This window comes from Ensifer sp. GW823-FHT05D09, assembly GCF_058795755.1.
The window spans coordinates 651,952-665,011 of sequence record NZ_JBXAIA010000001.1; the positions used below are offsets into that span (position 1 = coordinate 651,952).

The window sequence follows — 13,060 nt, forward strand, 5'->3', positions numbered from 1 at the left end:
ATGAAGACGTCCTTCGTTTCGAACCTGGCGATCCAGAGCGCCATGCGCCTGACGATTCAGCAGACTCAAGCCGAGTTGCTGAAGCGGTCGCAGGAACAGACAACCGGCATCCATTACGATCTCGGGCTGACGCTCGGCGCAACGACGTCGCGATCGCTGAACCTTCAGCGTGAGCTGGACAGGATGTCGGCGATGAAGAGCACCAACGCCGTCGTCACGCAGCGCCTTTCGGCGTCCCAGGGTGCGCTCGAAACGATGCAGAAGGCGGCCGAGAAGGTGCGCGATACGCTCGTAACCTACAAGGGTAACGACGGCGTCGACGCGATGAAGATCCTGAAGACGGAAGTGAACGGCGCCCTTCAGATCTTTACGTCGGCGGCCAATACCTCCTTCAACGGCGAATTTCTCTTCTCGGGCATCAACACCGACGTCAAGCCGTTGACCGAATACAACTCCGTGCCTCCGTCTGCGGCAAAGGCCGCCTTTGATACGGCGCTGACCACCTACATGTCGGCGAACAGCCTCACCGACATGAGCCAGTTCACACCGGCGCAGATGCAGGACTTCATCAGCAACACGCTGGAGCCGATGTTCACCGGCCCTGGCTGGGATGCCAACTGGTCGGATGCGTCGAGCCAGAACATGACGAGCCGCATCAGCGCGAGCGAGGTCATCGAGAGCTCGACTAACGCCAACACCAAGAGCTTCCGCATGTTCGCGCTTGCAAGCGTGATTTCGTCGGAGCTGATGGACAAGAACGTCAATTCGCAGGTTCGAAACACGATCAGCAACGCGGCATTCGGTTACGCAGAGCAGGCCATTGCCGGTCTGAATGGCGAACGCAGTTCGCTCGGCATCTCCGAATCGCGCGTCAAGAAGGCGACCACGTCGCTCGAGGCGCAGCAGAAGCTGCTCAATACCCACATCCTGGACATCAATGGCATCGATCAGATCGAAACGGCGACCCGTGTGAACACCTTGAAGACCCAGCTCGATACATCCTACGCGCTGACGTCGAGACTGCAGCAGATGAGCTTGCTCAACTACCTCTGAGAAGAGGCGACCGGACAAACATGAAGGATGTCTGAATGTACCAATTTTCCTATGCCGAGATCATGGAGGACGGTGTTGCCGACTCCAAGAATCGAGAACGGCAGGTACTCGATCGCTCGATCGCGCTCCTGGAAGCCGCGAGACAGCAGAACGGGTACTCGAGAGAGGCCATCGAGGCCATCTATTTTACCCGGCGCGTCTGGATCCGCTTCATCGAGGATCTTCGCGCACCGGAAAACCAGCTCAACGAAGAGCTGCGCGCCAATCTGATTTCGATCGCCATCTGGATACTCAACGAGACGGAAAAGATCCGCAAACGCGAATCCTCCAACTTCCAGGGCATAATTGACATTACCACCATCATCAGGGATGGACTGAAATGAAGAGCACACTGCGTATCTCGCTGAAATCGGGCGAAAGAATTTTTGTAAACGGCGCGGTGCTTCGCGTTGACCGCAAGGTCGCCGTCGAATTCCTGAATGACGTGACTTTCCTTCTGGAAAACCACGTCCTTCAGCCGGAAGATGCAACGACGCCGCTGAAGCAGCTCTACTTCATCGCCCAGATGATCCTGATCAACCCGGAAGGTGCCGAGCAATCGACCGCCATGTTCCGCAAGTCGATCGTCATGCTGCTTAACTGCTTCAAGAATGAAGAGATCCTGGCGGAGTTGAAGCGGGTCGACGGGCTGGTCACCAATGGCCGCGCCTTCGAGGCGCTGAAGGCGATCCGCGGGCTCTATGCAATCGAAGACCGCATCCTCAACACGCAGGAAATCACGCCGGCCACGGTCGAGCAGATTCGCAAGGAGATTGCACCATGGCGGTAAGTGGCGTCAGCAACAATGACTACAGCCCGATCGTCTCGGGTGCCGATTCCGGCAACGACGCCAGCAAGGCGTCGCTGAACTATGAGAGCTTCCTCAAGCTGCTCGTCGCCCAGATGAAGAATCAGGACCCGACCCAGCCGATGGACGCCACGCAGCAGATCGCGCAGCTTGCGACCTTCTCGCAGGTCGAGCAGACGATCAAGACCAACAAGAACCTCGAGAGCCTGCTGCAACGCACGTCGCTTAGCGAGGCGGATGCGGTAATCGGCAAAACTGTCACCAATGCAGACGGAACGGTCACTGGCGTCGTCAAGGAAGTCAAACTATACTCTGACGGAATCATTGCAGTGCTGGATAACGGCAAGGAGCTCGTTATCGGCCCAGGCGTCAAGGTAAAGTGATACCCGAATGAATGAGGCGGATGCCCTCGATATTGTACAGGCTGCGATCTGGACCGTGATCGTGGCCTCAGGGCCCGCCGTTCTCGCCGCGATGATCGTCGGCGTCGTCATCGCCTTTATTCAGGCGCTGACCCAGGTTCAGGAAATGACCCTGACCTTCGTCCCGAAGATCCTTGCGGTGATGATCACGGTCGCCGTTTCTGCGCCCTTCATCGGCGCTCAGATCTCTATTTTCACCGACATCGTCTTCTCCCGAATCCAATCCGGATTCTGATTGCGCGTTCGCGCTACCACCTTCGCGCAAGCTTGGGCCTCTATCTCCAGTCTTAGATTGGGGCAGCGCGTGTGAATGCTGCCCGACCTCTCATGAAGAGACGGAAGAGACATGGCACAGCAAGCAGCGTTGATTATCCCGAAAGTAGCACCAAAGGGCCGGGACGTCGGCTTTGCACTCGGGATCGTGGCGATCCTCGCAATTCTCTTCCTGCCGATCCCGCCGTTCCTGATCGACATGGGGCTGGCGTTCTCAATCGCCTTCTCGGTCTTGATCCTGATGGTGGCGCTTTGGATCCAGCGGCCCCTCGAATTCTCGTCCTTTCCGACGATTCTGCTGATTTCGACCATGGTTCGCCTGGCGTTGAACATCGCAACGACCCGCGTCATCCTTTCCCACGGTCATGAAGGCCACGGCGCTGCCGGCGGCGTCATCTCCGGCTTCGCCAGCCTCGTCATGTCCGGCGATTTCGTCATCGGCCTGATCGTCTTCCTCATCCTGATCACGGTGAACTTCATCGTCATCACCAAGGGTGCGACGCGTATCGCCGAAGTCGGCGCGCGCTTCACCCTCGATGCCATCCCCGGCAAGCAGATGGCGATCGACGCCGACCTTTCGGCCGGTCTGATCGACGAGAAGGAAGCGCAGCATCGCCGACGCGAGCTGGAGCAGGAGAGCTCGTTCTTCGGCGCCATGGACGGTGCCTCGAAGTTCGTCCGCGGCGATGCGATCGCCGGCTTGATCATCACTGCGATCAACATTTTCGGCGGGATCATCATCGGCTATCTGCGCCATGACATGCCGATCGGCGAAGCGGCCGACGTCTTCGTCAAGCTGTCCGTCGGTGACGGTCTGGTCTCCCAGATCCCGGCGCTGATCGTTTCGCTCGCCGCTGGCCTGCTCGTGTCGCGCGGCGGAACCGCCGGTTCCACCGACCAGGCTGTTGTCGGGCAGCTCGGCGGCTACCCCCGCGCCTTGATGGTCGCCTCCGGTCTGATCATCCTGCTCGCGCTGGTTCCGGGCCTGCCGTTCTTCCCGTTCGCGGTTCTCGGCGGTGGCATGGCCTTCCTGAGCTGGATCATTCCGCGGCAGATCGCAGCGGAAAACGAGGCGCGCCGGATGCAGGAAGCGGCGACGGCCCAGCAGACCAAGGATGGCGAAGCAGACTCGGTCAAATCGGTGCTAAAGACCGCCGAGATCGAGCTGCTGCTGGGCAAGCAGGTGTCGACCCGGTTGCTCGGCGCCCACCAGGAACTGGCGTTCCGCGTCGGCAAGATGCGCCGCAAGTTCGCCGGTCAATACGGCCTCGTCATTCCGGAGATCAAGGTCTCCGACGATATCAGCATTCCCGACAAGGCCTACCACGTCCGCATCCACGGCACGACGATCGCCTCCAACACGGTGCGTGTCGGTGAAGTCCTTGTCGTTACCGGCGGCGGCCGCCGTCCGAGCGTGCCGGGAGACGAGATCCGCGAACCCGCCTTCGGCATGCCGGCGGTCTCGATCCTCGAAACCTTCACCGAAGACTTGAAGCGTGAAGGTTTCCACCCGATCGACAACGTCTCGGTGGTGCTGACGCATCTTTCCGAAGTGATCCGCAACAACCTGCCGCATCTCCTGTCGTACAAGGACGTGAAGGTGCTGATCGATCGGCTGGATCCGGAATACCGCAAGCTCGCCGACGAAATCTGCACCTCGCACATGTCCTACTCCGGGCTGCAGGCGGTGTTGAAGCTGCTCCTGGCGGAGCGGGTATCGATCCGCAACCTGCACCTGATCCTCGAAGCGGTGGCCGAACTCGCGCCGCATGTCAGAAAGACAGAACAGATCGTCGAGCATGTGCGCGTGCGCATGTCACAGCAGCTGTGCGGAGACCTCGCCGACAACGGCATCCTGCGTGTCCTGCGCCTCGGCAACAAATGGGACATGGTATTCCACCAGGCGCTGAAGCGTGATGCCAAGGGGGAGGTCGTCGAGTTCGACATCGATCCGCGCCATCTCGAAGAGTTCAGCGAACAGGCGACGAAAGTTATCCGTGAACATCTCGATCGCGGCATGCCCTTCGTACTGGTAAGTTCGCCCGAATCCCGCTCTTATGTCCGCATGATCATCGAACGTCTTTTTGCCACTTTGCCCGTGCTCTCGCATGTCGAGCTTGCCAAGGGACTCGAGATCAAGATCATCGGCTCCATTTCATGATAACCGACCCCGAGGGCACGGTGCTAGCGCTGTTTGCGGCGTTCTGCCGGATCGGGGCGTGCATCATGATCATGCCGGGGTTCTCGACCGCGCGCATTCCCATGCAGATCCGGCTGTTCATCGCGGTCGCCATCTCCATGGCGATCCTGCCTGTCATGTGGACCGACATCTACCCGCAGGTGACAGGCAAGGGCCACACCTATATCTACCTGATCGCGGCCGAAACGGCGGTTGGCGCGGTGATCGGTCTGGTCGCGCGCTACTATGTGCTCGGCCTTCAATTCGCCGGAACGGCGATAACGATGCTGATGGGCTTCAACCCGCCGCCATCGTCGGACGTGCTCGAAGACACGGCGGAGAACCAGCTCACGAGCATGATCAGCTTTGCCGGGCTGATGATCCTGTTCATGCTCGACTTCCACCACGTCATGTTCGAAGCGATCGCCCAGTCCTACCGGGTCATGCCCGTCGGCAGTGTCTTCGATCCGCAGGGCGTTCTGATTACCCTGACGGATTCGCTCGAGCAGACCTTCATGATCATGGTGAGGCTTGCCAGCCCCTTCCTGATCTACGGCCTCCTGTTCAACGTCGCCATCGGCATGGTCAACAAGCTCGCGCCGCAGATCCCGATCTACTTCATCTCGCAGCCCTATCTGATCATGGGGGGCATGTTCCTGCTCTATCTCGGCATCGCCGCGATGCTGCGCCTGTTCGGCGACGGCTTTGCACCCGTCATGCAGGGAGGTTAGGGAAATGAAGACGCGGTCACAGAAGCTCAAGCGCCTGGTCGCCGTTCAGCGTCATCTCGAGCAGATGGCTGAGGCGGACTTCGTCGAGATGACGCGCCAGCGCGACGTCCTGGCCGAGACGATCGACGTCGTCGTCGATGCCATGGGCTCTGGCCATCCGATGCATCGCATGTTTTCCGGCCACTATTCCTCTCAGGTCGGGCGCCTTGTGCAGAAGGACCAGATGCTGCTCGGCATCCAGCAGACGCACGAAGCGCGCATGCTGAAGGAGCGTGCCAAGGCCGACCGGCTTGAGGAAAACATGAAGGAGGCCCGGCAGTCGGAAGACCGCGAGGAGGCCGATAATTCCATCTACGACCTGATCGACCAACACGTCGGCGGCCAAGCGCCAGCTTCCGGTAAGGTTGAGCGGCGATAGTGTGACATCCGCAACGCTCGCCGATCGGCAGGGCGTTCGGATCGAATGTTGAACGCGCGATTGCGTCGGTCCTGATCAAGGACGCCGCGGTACCGTTGTCGAGAGGAATTGTCATGGCTATCTCTCCGCCCAGCGATCTGGTGATGGACGTCGTACGCGCCGCCGATCCGGCCGAGGTGCAGGAAGCGCAGGCCCGGCTCAAGGCCAATCGCGCCGCCTTTCAGGCGACGAGCCTTGCGGAAAACGGCAATGGTTTCGCCGCTGCCGTCAACGTGCTCAATTCTTCGCAAGGATCGAGCGGCCTCGGCGACATCAACAACCGCGTCGAACAGAAGAAGGTTCCCGAGACCTACCGCAAGTTCGAAGCGATGATCTTGCAGAACTTCGTGAAATCCATGCTCCCGAACGACAGCGAGAACGTTTTCGGCAAGGGCACATCCGGTGACATCTGGAAGAGCATGATGGCCGAGCAGATCGGCGACGTCATCTCCAAGAGCGGCGGTATCGGCATCGCTGATCAGCTGGCCGCGGGCGATGCGCGTGAGCGCGTCAATGCCTCGCTCGATGGCAACAGCCGAAACCTGGCCGCAAGCCTCGTGCAGGAATACGAGCGCAAGACGCTCACTGGTTATTCGACTGACGACGATAAAAACAAACAAGCTTAATTGGGAGTTCATTTATGGAAGCTGTGGCATCCAACGACGTCCGGATCCAGAACGTGCTCGGCCGGCTGGAAATGATCATCGACAATGAAAACAGCCGGATCGGCGTTGATCCGGAGTTCGATATCAAGACGTCGAACGCGCACAAGAGCCGTTGCCTCTACGAATTGACGATGCTTCACCGCGATACGCTGCCGGGTGAGTTTTCGCCGGCCTTCGCATCGCAGACCCGTCACCTGCGCGACAAGCTCGAGGTCAATTCACAAAAGGTCGAAGCCCATCTCGATGCCGTGCGATCGGTCGTCGATCTCTTGAAGACCGCAGCTCAGGACGCCGATGCCGACGGCATCTATTCCGAAGCGCAGTTCCGCTACAGCGATTTCTAATGCTTAAGCTCATTCTCACCGGGGTTTGGGTCTGCGCCGTCACGCTCGGATCCGTCTATTATTCCATGCAGAGCGCTTCGGCGCCCGTCGTCTCGGATGCGGAAGCAACGCGGCGTGCATCGGAACAATATGTTCCGGGGGAAATGATCACGGTCCCCGTCATCAAGGACGGGGCCGTACAGGGCTATTTCCTGACGAAGCTTTCCTTCTCGGCAACGAAGGAAGGCATCAACAATCTGCGGGCGCCGCTTCGCCAGATGGTCACGGACGAGCTTTACGACATGCTCGTCGGCTCGCGCTTCATCGACGTTGCTGACACCGGCACCTTCGATCTGCCGACCTTCAAGTCGACGGTCAAGGATGGGCTCAACAAGAAGCTGGGCGGCGAGGTGATCACCGAGGTCCTCGTCGAACAGCTCGAATATCTGACCAAGGACGACGTCAAGCGCGTGGCCAACGGCCAGAACGTCCCGCGCCAGAAGCCTGTCGCCATCGTCGACAAGAATGGCAACGTTGCCAACGACAAGCTGCCTGAAGGCGGCGTCAGCGCCAGCAGCGGCCACTGATTGCCTACGCAACAGCTGAGGACCAGCGCAGGGACGTATCAGTTCTTTTCCGGATTGCGGTACTGTTCGTTGACGAAGCCGAACTCAGCCATCAGTCGGCCTACGGCCACATAGAAGTGGTAAAGCCCCGCTGAGAAGAGACCGGTCTTCCTCCATAATCTGATGCCGCGCGGCAGCGAGGCAGCGAGCAGGGCAAGCGACTTCGCGAAGGTTTTCACCCGTCCGCCAAAGCTTGGATCCCGGCGGTGTTCGAGCATTGTCGAAATCGCCCCGTTTCTGAGACTGCGCGCGCGAACCCATGATGAACTGGTGCGCCGCGCCGGCACCGTTTCCGCCACCCACGCCTCGTTGGCCCAGGCGAACGAAAACCCCTTTTCCTTGCCGCGGCTGTAGAAGTCGGCGTCGCCGCCGCCGATGAAGTTGAAAGCGGGATCGAGAAACGGGCGCGGCATGGCGTCCAGAACCCGCCGCGTCACCAGCACGTTACCGGAGGAAAAGAGGATCGGCACAGGTCCGGTCGCTTCATAATGGGGCGTAAACACCGGGTGCCGCTTCCATTTCTGTCCGCTCACATCCTCGAAAACGGGCAGCTGAGGTCCGCCGACCATGTCAGCCTGGGTCGCTTCCTGTGCCGTGATGAGGCAATCGAGCCATTCGGGTGCGGCGATCTCGTCGTCGTCGATGATGGCGATGGCGCGCAGGTTGGGGTAGCTTTCAAGTGCTGTGGCCCATCCGGCATTGTAGGCGTAGCAGTTTCCGCGCTGGTGGGCGATAATGACGACGGAGTCGGACGGATGTCCGAGAAAGAAATCCTTCGCGGCCGCCGCCCCTGCCAGGCCTTCATCGTCGTTCTCGACGACGATGGTCGCAAAGGCGATGTCAGGCCGTTGGGAAACAATGGTTTTCAGCGTCTTGATGACATGTTCTGGCCGCCGAAAGGTCGGCAGCACGACGACAAGCTCGATGTCACCGGCGTCTTCCAACTCGGTCCGGAAATAGATGGAAATATCCTGGCCGGTAGACGTCATCATGAAACCTGTGCAAGCGGATTGCTGGCCACCAATAAAGCAAATCTTCCTAAACAGATGCTGAACCGGCAAAACGACCTTTGAATGAATGCTTTAAGTGGTCCTTCACCCCGTCCTGCTAAAGAAGGACGCAATGCTCCATCCATGACGTTTGGCACAATGCACCTGGTTCTGGTTTCCTCGCTCGTTCCCGTCGAAAATCCCGCTTCCGGTTTCGACATCGCCAACCGTGCGCTGCTTGACGGTCTGCTGGCGCTCGGCCACCGGGTCAGCGTCGTCGGCTTTCTGCAGCCCGGACGCTCACCTGCGCCCGGTTGCCAGATGCACCTGCTTGGCGAACTCGAAGTCACCAATGCGAAGGTGGATCGCTTGCAGAAGCTGCGCTGGCTTGGGGCTGCCTTTCTCAACCGGACATCCGTGTCGTCAGCCAAAATGCTCGGTGTACCGGCAGGCCGGATCCAGTCGATCCTGGACAGCCTCGCACCGTTCGATGGCCTGGTGCTCAATTCGGTGCAACTGCCTGCCGCCTTCGCGCAGGTTTTTCGCCCGTATCCTTCGATCTACGTCGCGCACAATGTCGAAGCCAATTCCGCATTGGAGAATGCCGAGCGCGCGAAGGGGATCGTCGAGCGGCACCTGTTCAGGCGAGAGGCAGGCTATCTCGAACGCTACGAGCAACGACTGGCGCAAGATGCCGTGGCGTTGTGGACTTTTGCCGAGGCGGATCGCCTCGGTTTCGGTCGCGCGGTTGCCGATCGGGCATCCGTACTGCCCTTGGTGACGGGGTGGGACGCCCCGGCCTGTCCGGATGTGCCGCGCCAACAGGACCTCGGGCTGATCGGGACCTGGAGCTGGCGGCCAAACCGGCTCGGGCTGGACTGGTTTCTCGACGAGGTCGTGCCGCATCTGCCTCCGGACATATCGATTGCGATTGCCGGCCAACTGGAGGGCACACCTGTTGTTTCGCATCCCGGCATTCGTTTCGTCGGTCGCGTCCCCGACGCGCGCACCTTCGTCGCAGCGAGTGCCGTCGTGCCGCTGATCAGCCGCGGCGGCACCGGGGTTCAACTGAAAAGCATCGAGACCTTTGAGCTCGGCATGCCGTCGGTTGCCACCGGCGCGTCTCTGCGCGGCATCGAAACCGTTCCGGCAAACTGCACGGCGAGCGATGATCCCTCGCAGTTCGCGCGCCTCTTGGTCGAAAAAGTCGGTCGTGCACGGGCGGGCGCAGCGCAGCGATTGGATGGAACGCTGTTTCATGAGGCCCAGAAGGTCAGGATGATGCAGGTGATGCGCACTGTCCTGCCCGATCTTGCCGCGCGTGGAAAAAGCGATCGTGCACTGCCTTCACATCCTCGATGGACCGTTCACGACGGAGGGCGGTGATGATGAGTATGCCCGCTCCCACGAACACATCTCTGTCGCAGCGGATGATTCTCGGTATTCCGGTTTCCGATCCGGGCTGGGCGAATGCGTTCGACTTTGCCAGCGATGCGGCGTCTCGCCCGACCGGTCAGGTCAGGATCGCCTTTCTCAATGCAAACAACGCAAACTTGATGATGAAAGACGCCGAGTTTCGCGAGGTCCTTCGCCGCCAAGTCGTCTTCCCAGATGGACACGGCGTCGATATCGCCTCCTACGTGTTCCACGGCGACATGTTTCCGGCCAATCTGAATGGAACCGATTTCGTTCCGGCCCTCCTCACCTATATCGACCGGCCCATGCGGGTCGCGATGATCGGTGCGCGGCCGGACGTCTTGGTGCAGGCGGCGGAGAACCTTGGCAGACATGCGCCCTGGCATGAGTTCGTGCCGGTGTCAGACGGATTCTTCGATCGCAACCGCTCGCGGGATATCCTTGCAGAGGTGCGGGCTTGCAAGGCGGATATTCTTATCGTTGCCATGGGGAGCCCGATGCAGGAAAAATGGGTCGACGCCTATGTCGGTGCTCAGGATGCCCGGCTGGTGATCACCGTCGGCGCGCTGTTCGATTTTGTTGCAAATGCGATCCCGCGTGCGCCGAAGCTCATGCGCAGGCTTCGGCTCGAATGGCTTTACCGACTTGCCCTGGAGCCGAAACGCATGTGGCGACGCTATATCCTTGGTAATCCCCTGTTTCTTTGGCATGTCGCTGTTCACAAGCTGACGGGCAGGGGTCGCAAGAATGTCGGCGAAGCCAGCCTTGGAGCGCGAAAATATTGACCCGCCCTTCCACGCGAACCGCTGTTGTGACCGCATCCTACGCCAATGATTTCGAGCGCTGTCGCCTGATGTGCGAGAGCATGGATCGCCGGCTGCAAGGGGACTGGGTGCATTATCTTCTGGTCGCCGATTTCGACGTGGCGCTCTTCCGGCAACTCGAAGGATCTCGGCGGCAGGTCGTGAGCGAGCGCGACCTCTTGCCCTGGTGGTTGCGTCCCGTCACCGATCCCCTGTCGGGCGGGCGCCGAAAGATCTGGCTCAGCCCCTTTGGCCTGCCGTTGCGTGGCTGGCACGTGCAGCAACTTCGCCGTCTGGCGCTCGCGCGTCATGTCGATGAACCGGCCATGTTTGCGGTCGATTCCGATGTGGTTTTCCTGAGGGATTTCGACCCCGCCACGCTCTGGCAGGATGGTCGCCTGACGCTTTACCGCAAGGACGCCGCGATCGACGCGAACATGCGCTCGAACCATCTGGCGTGGCTTGCCCATTCCGACCGGCTTCTCGGCATCGGCCCCTATGCGCTGCCGGCCAACGATTATATCAACACCTTGATCGCCTGGCGCAGCGACACATGTCGCAAGCTTGTCGAGCACATCGAGGCGCTGCACGGACGCAACTGGGTGCGTGCGATCACCAAGACCCGCGCCTTCTCCGAATGCACGATCTATGGCCGCTTCGTCGACGAGGTGCTCGGCGGGGAAGGGCACATGCCGTCGCCCGATGCGCTGTGTCACGTGCTGTGGTTCGACGACAGCTATCGCCAGGGCATCGCAGGTCTGAGGGATTTCTTGAAGGATATGGCGCCGCACCAGATCGGTATCGGCGTGCAGTCGTTTGTCGGCCACGACCTGGACGATATCCGCAAGGCGGTCGTCGAACTCGCGGCCTGAGCTTCGCGTCTGTCAGATGACCCGGTTGGCAGGTTTCGTCAGCGCCGTATAGGTCAGGCCGAAGGACAGCACGTACAAGACGAGGAAGATCAGGTTGAGCGACGGCGCCCACCCAGCGACATCCGTCGTCGCCATCAGCAACAGCGATAACAATCCGGCTTTCACCACGCCCGCGACGAGCAGATTGGCCATGCGGCGGACCGTGCGCCCGGTCGCGTAAAGCAATTCCGAATGATACTCGATCAGATTGCGGAAAGAGGGCACCAGCAGGATCATCGCCACGATCGGTGCGGCGGCCGAAACATTGTGCCCAAGGCCGTTCGGGAAAACGTGGAGATAGATCGCCATCGCGGCAATGGCTGCGAACGAGGCTACCGCCACGGCAAGCTCGATCGACAGGCGTACCGGCCATCGAGCGATTGCATCGGGCGTGCGCATGATCCGCTGGACGAGCAGTGTGTTGAACGAGCGCACGGGTAGGGCCGTCAGATCGGCGAGCCGCATCAGGATGGCATAGATGCCGGATACGGCCGGGCCGCCGATCGCCAGTACGACAATCTTGTCGAATTCCGACTGGACGTAGAACAGGATCTCGGCGCCGGCGACCGAAACCGAATCGGCCCAGCGTCGGACATAGAGCCGGGGCTGCCAGCGAAGGCGCACCCTTGGATAAAAGACGACCAGCGCGACGACGAGGCTGATGGCATTGGCAGCAAGATAAAACTGCGACCAGGCCGCGAGCGTCTTGGCCTGCAACAGCGCAAACAGAACGGCCGCTGCCGTACGGATGGCCGTGGCGATGACGACAAGCAGGGCACCGCGGCCGAACCGGCCAAGGCCGTTGAGAACGATGACCGCAGTTTCAAGACCGCGCCAACAGACGATCTCGGCGATCATGAAGGCCGCAAAGGTGCCGGCCGACATGTCGCGTGAAAAAAGCGCCAGGAAGGTGCCGGCGCAGATGAGTGCGATCAATGGCAGGGAAAGCAGCGCGCCCACAAGAAATCCGGCACTGTAGGTGCCAACCAGCAGCGGCTTGACCGTCGCCACACGGTAGAGTGGCGACATGAAGCCGAAGGCCAGCGCCCTGGAGATCATGATGCCGGCGGCCGACGCCGTGGCAAAGAGGCCGAAGTCGGAGATCGCAAGGGTATTGGCGATCGCGATAAAGTAGGCAAGCGACAGGACGAGGCGGCCCGCCGAGCCCCCCGTCATCGAGAGGTAGGCGTGGATAAGCGCCTGATGGCGAAGGTAAAGCGCTTTGATGCGAGGCAACAAGGTCCAGCTTCCATTAGTCCTTCTCCTCATATGCGGGAATGTTTAATAAGGCGTGAGATTGGCCGGTTGCATGACCGCTTCTTTCGCCAAAATTAACCATTTGTTTTCCCTGTTTCCTTAGGTTGA

Annotated in this window: 16 protein-coding genes; 14 read left to right on the plus strand and 2 right to left on the minus strand. The window is 60.2% G+C overall.

Annotated features, from left to right (window positions below; translation table 11 throughout):
- The 11 genes from AC1Q80_RS03265 to AC1Q80_RS03315 all read left to right on the plus strand — a co-directional run bounded on the left by AC1Q80_RS03265 (window position 1) and on the right by AC1Q80_RS03315 (window position 7,537).
- Complete coding sequence (locus tag AC1Q80_RS03265) at window positions 1-1,053, plus strand: flagellar hook-associated family protein (RefSeq protein WP_173419010.1); 1,053 nt, start codon at window positions 1-3, stop codon at window positions 1,051-1,053.
- A 35-nt stretch (window positions 1,054-1,088) separates the two neighbouring features.
- Window positions 1,089-1,436, plus strand: a complete 348-nt coding sequence (flaF, locus tag AC1Q80_RS03270) for a flagellar biosynthesis regulator FlaF (RefSeq protein ID WP_025425942.1) — start codon at window positions 1,089-1,091, stop codon at window positions 1,434-1,436.
- Window positions 1,433-1,882, plus strand: a complete 450-nt coding sequence (flbT, locus tag AC1Q80_RS03275; protein WP_034800746.1) for a flagellar biosynthesis repressor FlbT — start codon at window positions 1,433-1,435, stop codon at window positions 1,880-1,882. The genes flaF and flbT overlap by 4 nt, the downstream gene beginning before the upstream one ends.
- Window positions 1,873-2,283, plus strand: a complete 411-nt coding sequence (gene flgD, locus AC1Q80_RS03280) for a flagellar hook assembly protein FlgD (protein WP_173419011.1) — start codon at window positions 1,873-1,875, stop codon at window positions 2,281-2,283. The genes flbT and flgD overlap by 10 nt, the downstream gene beginning before the upstream one ends.
- A gap of 7 nt (window positions 2,284-2,290) precedes the next feature.
- A complete protein-coding gene (gene fliQ, locus AC1Q80_RS03285; protein ID WP_025425945.1) occupies window positions 2,291-2,557 on the plus strand; it encodes a flagellar biosynthesis protein FliQ in 267 nt (88 codons plus the stop codon).
- A 111-nt stretch (window positions 2,558-2,668) separates the two neighbouring features.
- On the plus strand, window positions 2,669-4,756 hold the full coding sequence (gene flhA / locus AC1Q80_RS03290; RefSeq protein ID WP_492359625.1) for a flagellar biosynthesis protein FlhA: 2,088 nt from the start codon (window positions 2,669-2,671) through the stop codon (window positions 4,754-4,756).
- On the plus strand, window positions 4,753-5,505 hold the full coding sequence (gene fliR, locus AC1Q80_RS03295; RefSeq protein ID WP_492359626.1) for a flagellar biosynthetic protein FliR: 753 nt from the start codon (window positions 4,753-4,755) through the stop codon (window positions 5,503-5,505). The genes flhA and fliR overlap by 4 nt, the downstream gene beginning before the upstream one ends.
- A gap of 4 nt (window positions 5,506-5,509) precedes the next feature.
- The gene (locus tag AC1Q80_RS03300; RefSeq protein ID WP_173419014.1) at window positions 5,510-5,923 is read left to right on the plus strand and encodes a hypothetical protein; all 414 of its coding nucleotides are present in this window, start codon (window positions 5,510-5,512) and stop codon (window positions 5,921-5,923) included.
- Window positions 5,924-6,036: 113 nt separating this feature from the next.
- A complete protein-coding gene (locus tag AC1Q80_RS03305) occupies window positions 6,037-6,588 on the plus strand; it encodes a rod-binding protein (protein ID WP_173419015.1) in 552 nt (183 codons plus the stop codon).
- Between the two features lie 14 nt (window positions 6,589-6,602).
- Window positions 6,603-6,971, plus strand: a complete 369-nt coding sequence (locus tag AC1Q80_RS03310; protein WP_173419016.1) for a hypothetical protein — start codon at window positions 6,603-6,605, stop codon at window positions 6,969-6,971.
- A complete protein-coding gene (locus tag AC1Q80_RS03315) occupies window positions 6,971-7,537 on the plus strand; it encodes a hypothetical protein (protein WP_173419017.1) in 567 nt (188 codons plus the stop codon). Before AC1Q80_RS03310 ends, AC1Q80_RS03315 begins: the two co-directional genes overlap by 1 nt.
- A 38-nt stretch (window positions 7,538-7,575) precedes the next feature.
- Here the strand turns inward: AC1Q80_RS03315 and AC1Q80_RS03320 are convergent, their stop codons facing one another.
- Window positions 7,576-8,565: a glycosyltransferase family 2 protein gene (locus tag AC1Q80_RS03320; protein WP_492359856.1), complete on the minus strand. Its 990-nt coding sequence runs from the start codon at window positions 8,563-8,565 to the stop codon at window positions 7,576-7,578.
- Between the two features lie 144 nt (window positions 8,566-8,709).
- Between AC1Q80_RS03320 and AC1Q80_RS03325 the strand changes: the two genes are divergently transcribed.
- The 3 genes from AC1Q80_RS03325 to AC1Q80_RS03335 are packed head-to-tail and all read left to right on the plus strand — an operon-like array spanning window position 8,710 to window position 11,656.
- Window positions 8,710-9,951 (plus strand): glycosyltransferase family 4 protein, encoded by a 1,242-nt coding sequence (locus AC1Q80_RS03325; protein ID WP_492359627.1) that lies wholly within the window; start codon window positions 8,710-8,712, stop codon window positions 9,949-9,951.
- Window positions 9,951-10,766, plus strand: a complete 816-nt coding sequence (locus AC1Q80_RS03330) for a WecB/TagA/CpsF family glycosyltransferase (protein ID WP_492359628.1) — start codon at window positions 9,951-9,953, stop codon at window positions 10,764-10,766. The genes AC1Q80_RS03325 and AC1Q80_RS03330 overlap by 1 nt, the downstream gene beginning before the upstream one ends.
- A gap of 26 nt (window positions 10,767-10,792) precedes the next feature.
- Window positions 10,793-11,656, plus strand: a complete 864-nt coding sequence (locus tag AC1Q80_RS03335; protein ID WP_492359629.1) for a DUF6492 family protein — start codon at window positions 10,793-10,795, stop codon at window positions 11,654-11,656.
- A gap of 12 nt (window positions 11,657-11,668) precedes the next feature.
- Here the strand turns inward: AC1Q80_RS03335 and AC1Q80_RS03340 are convergent, their stop codons facing one another.
- Window positions 11,669-12,934, minus strand: coding sequence for a lipopolysaccharide biosynthesis protein (locus tag AC1Q80_RS03340; RefSeq protein WP_173419021.1), 1,266 nt, complete (start codon window positions 12,932-12,934; stop codon window positions 11,669-11,671).
- Window positions 12,935-13,060 lie beyond the last annotated feature (126 nt).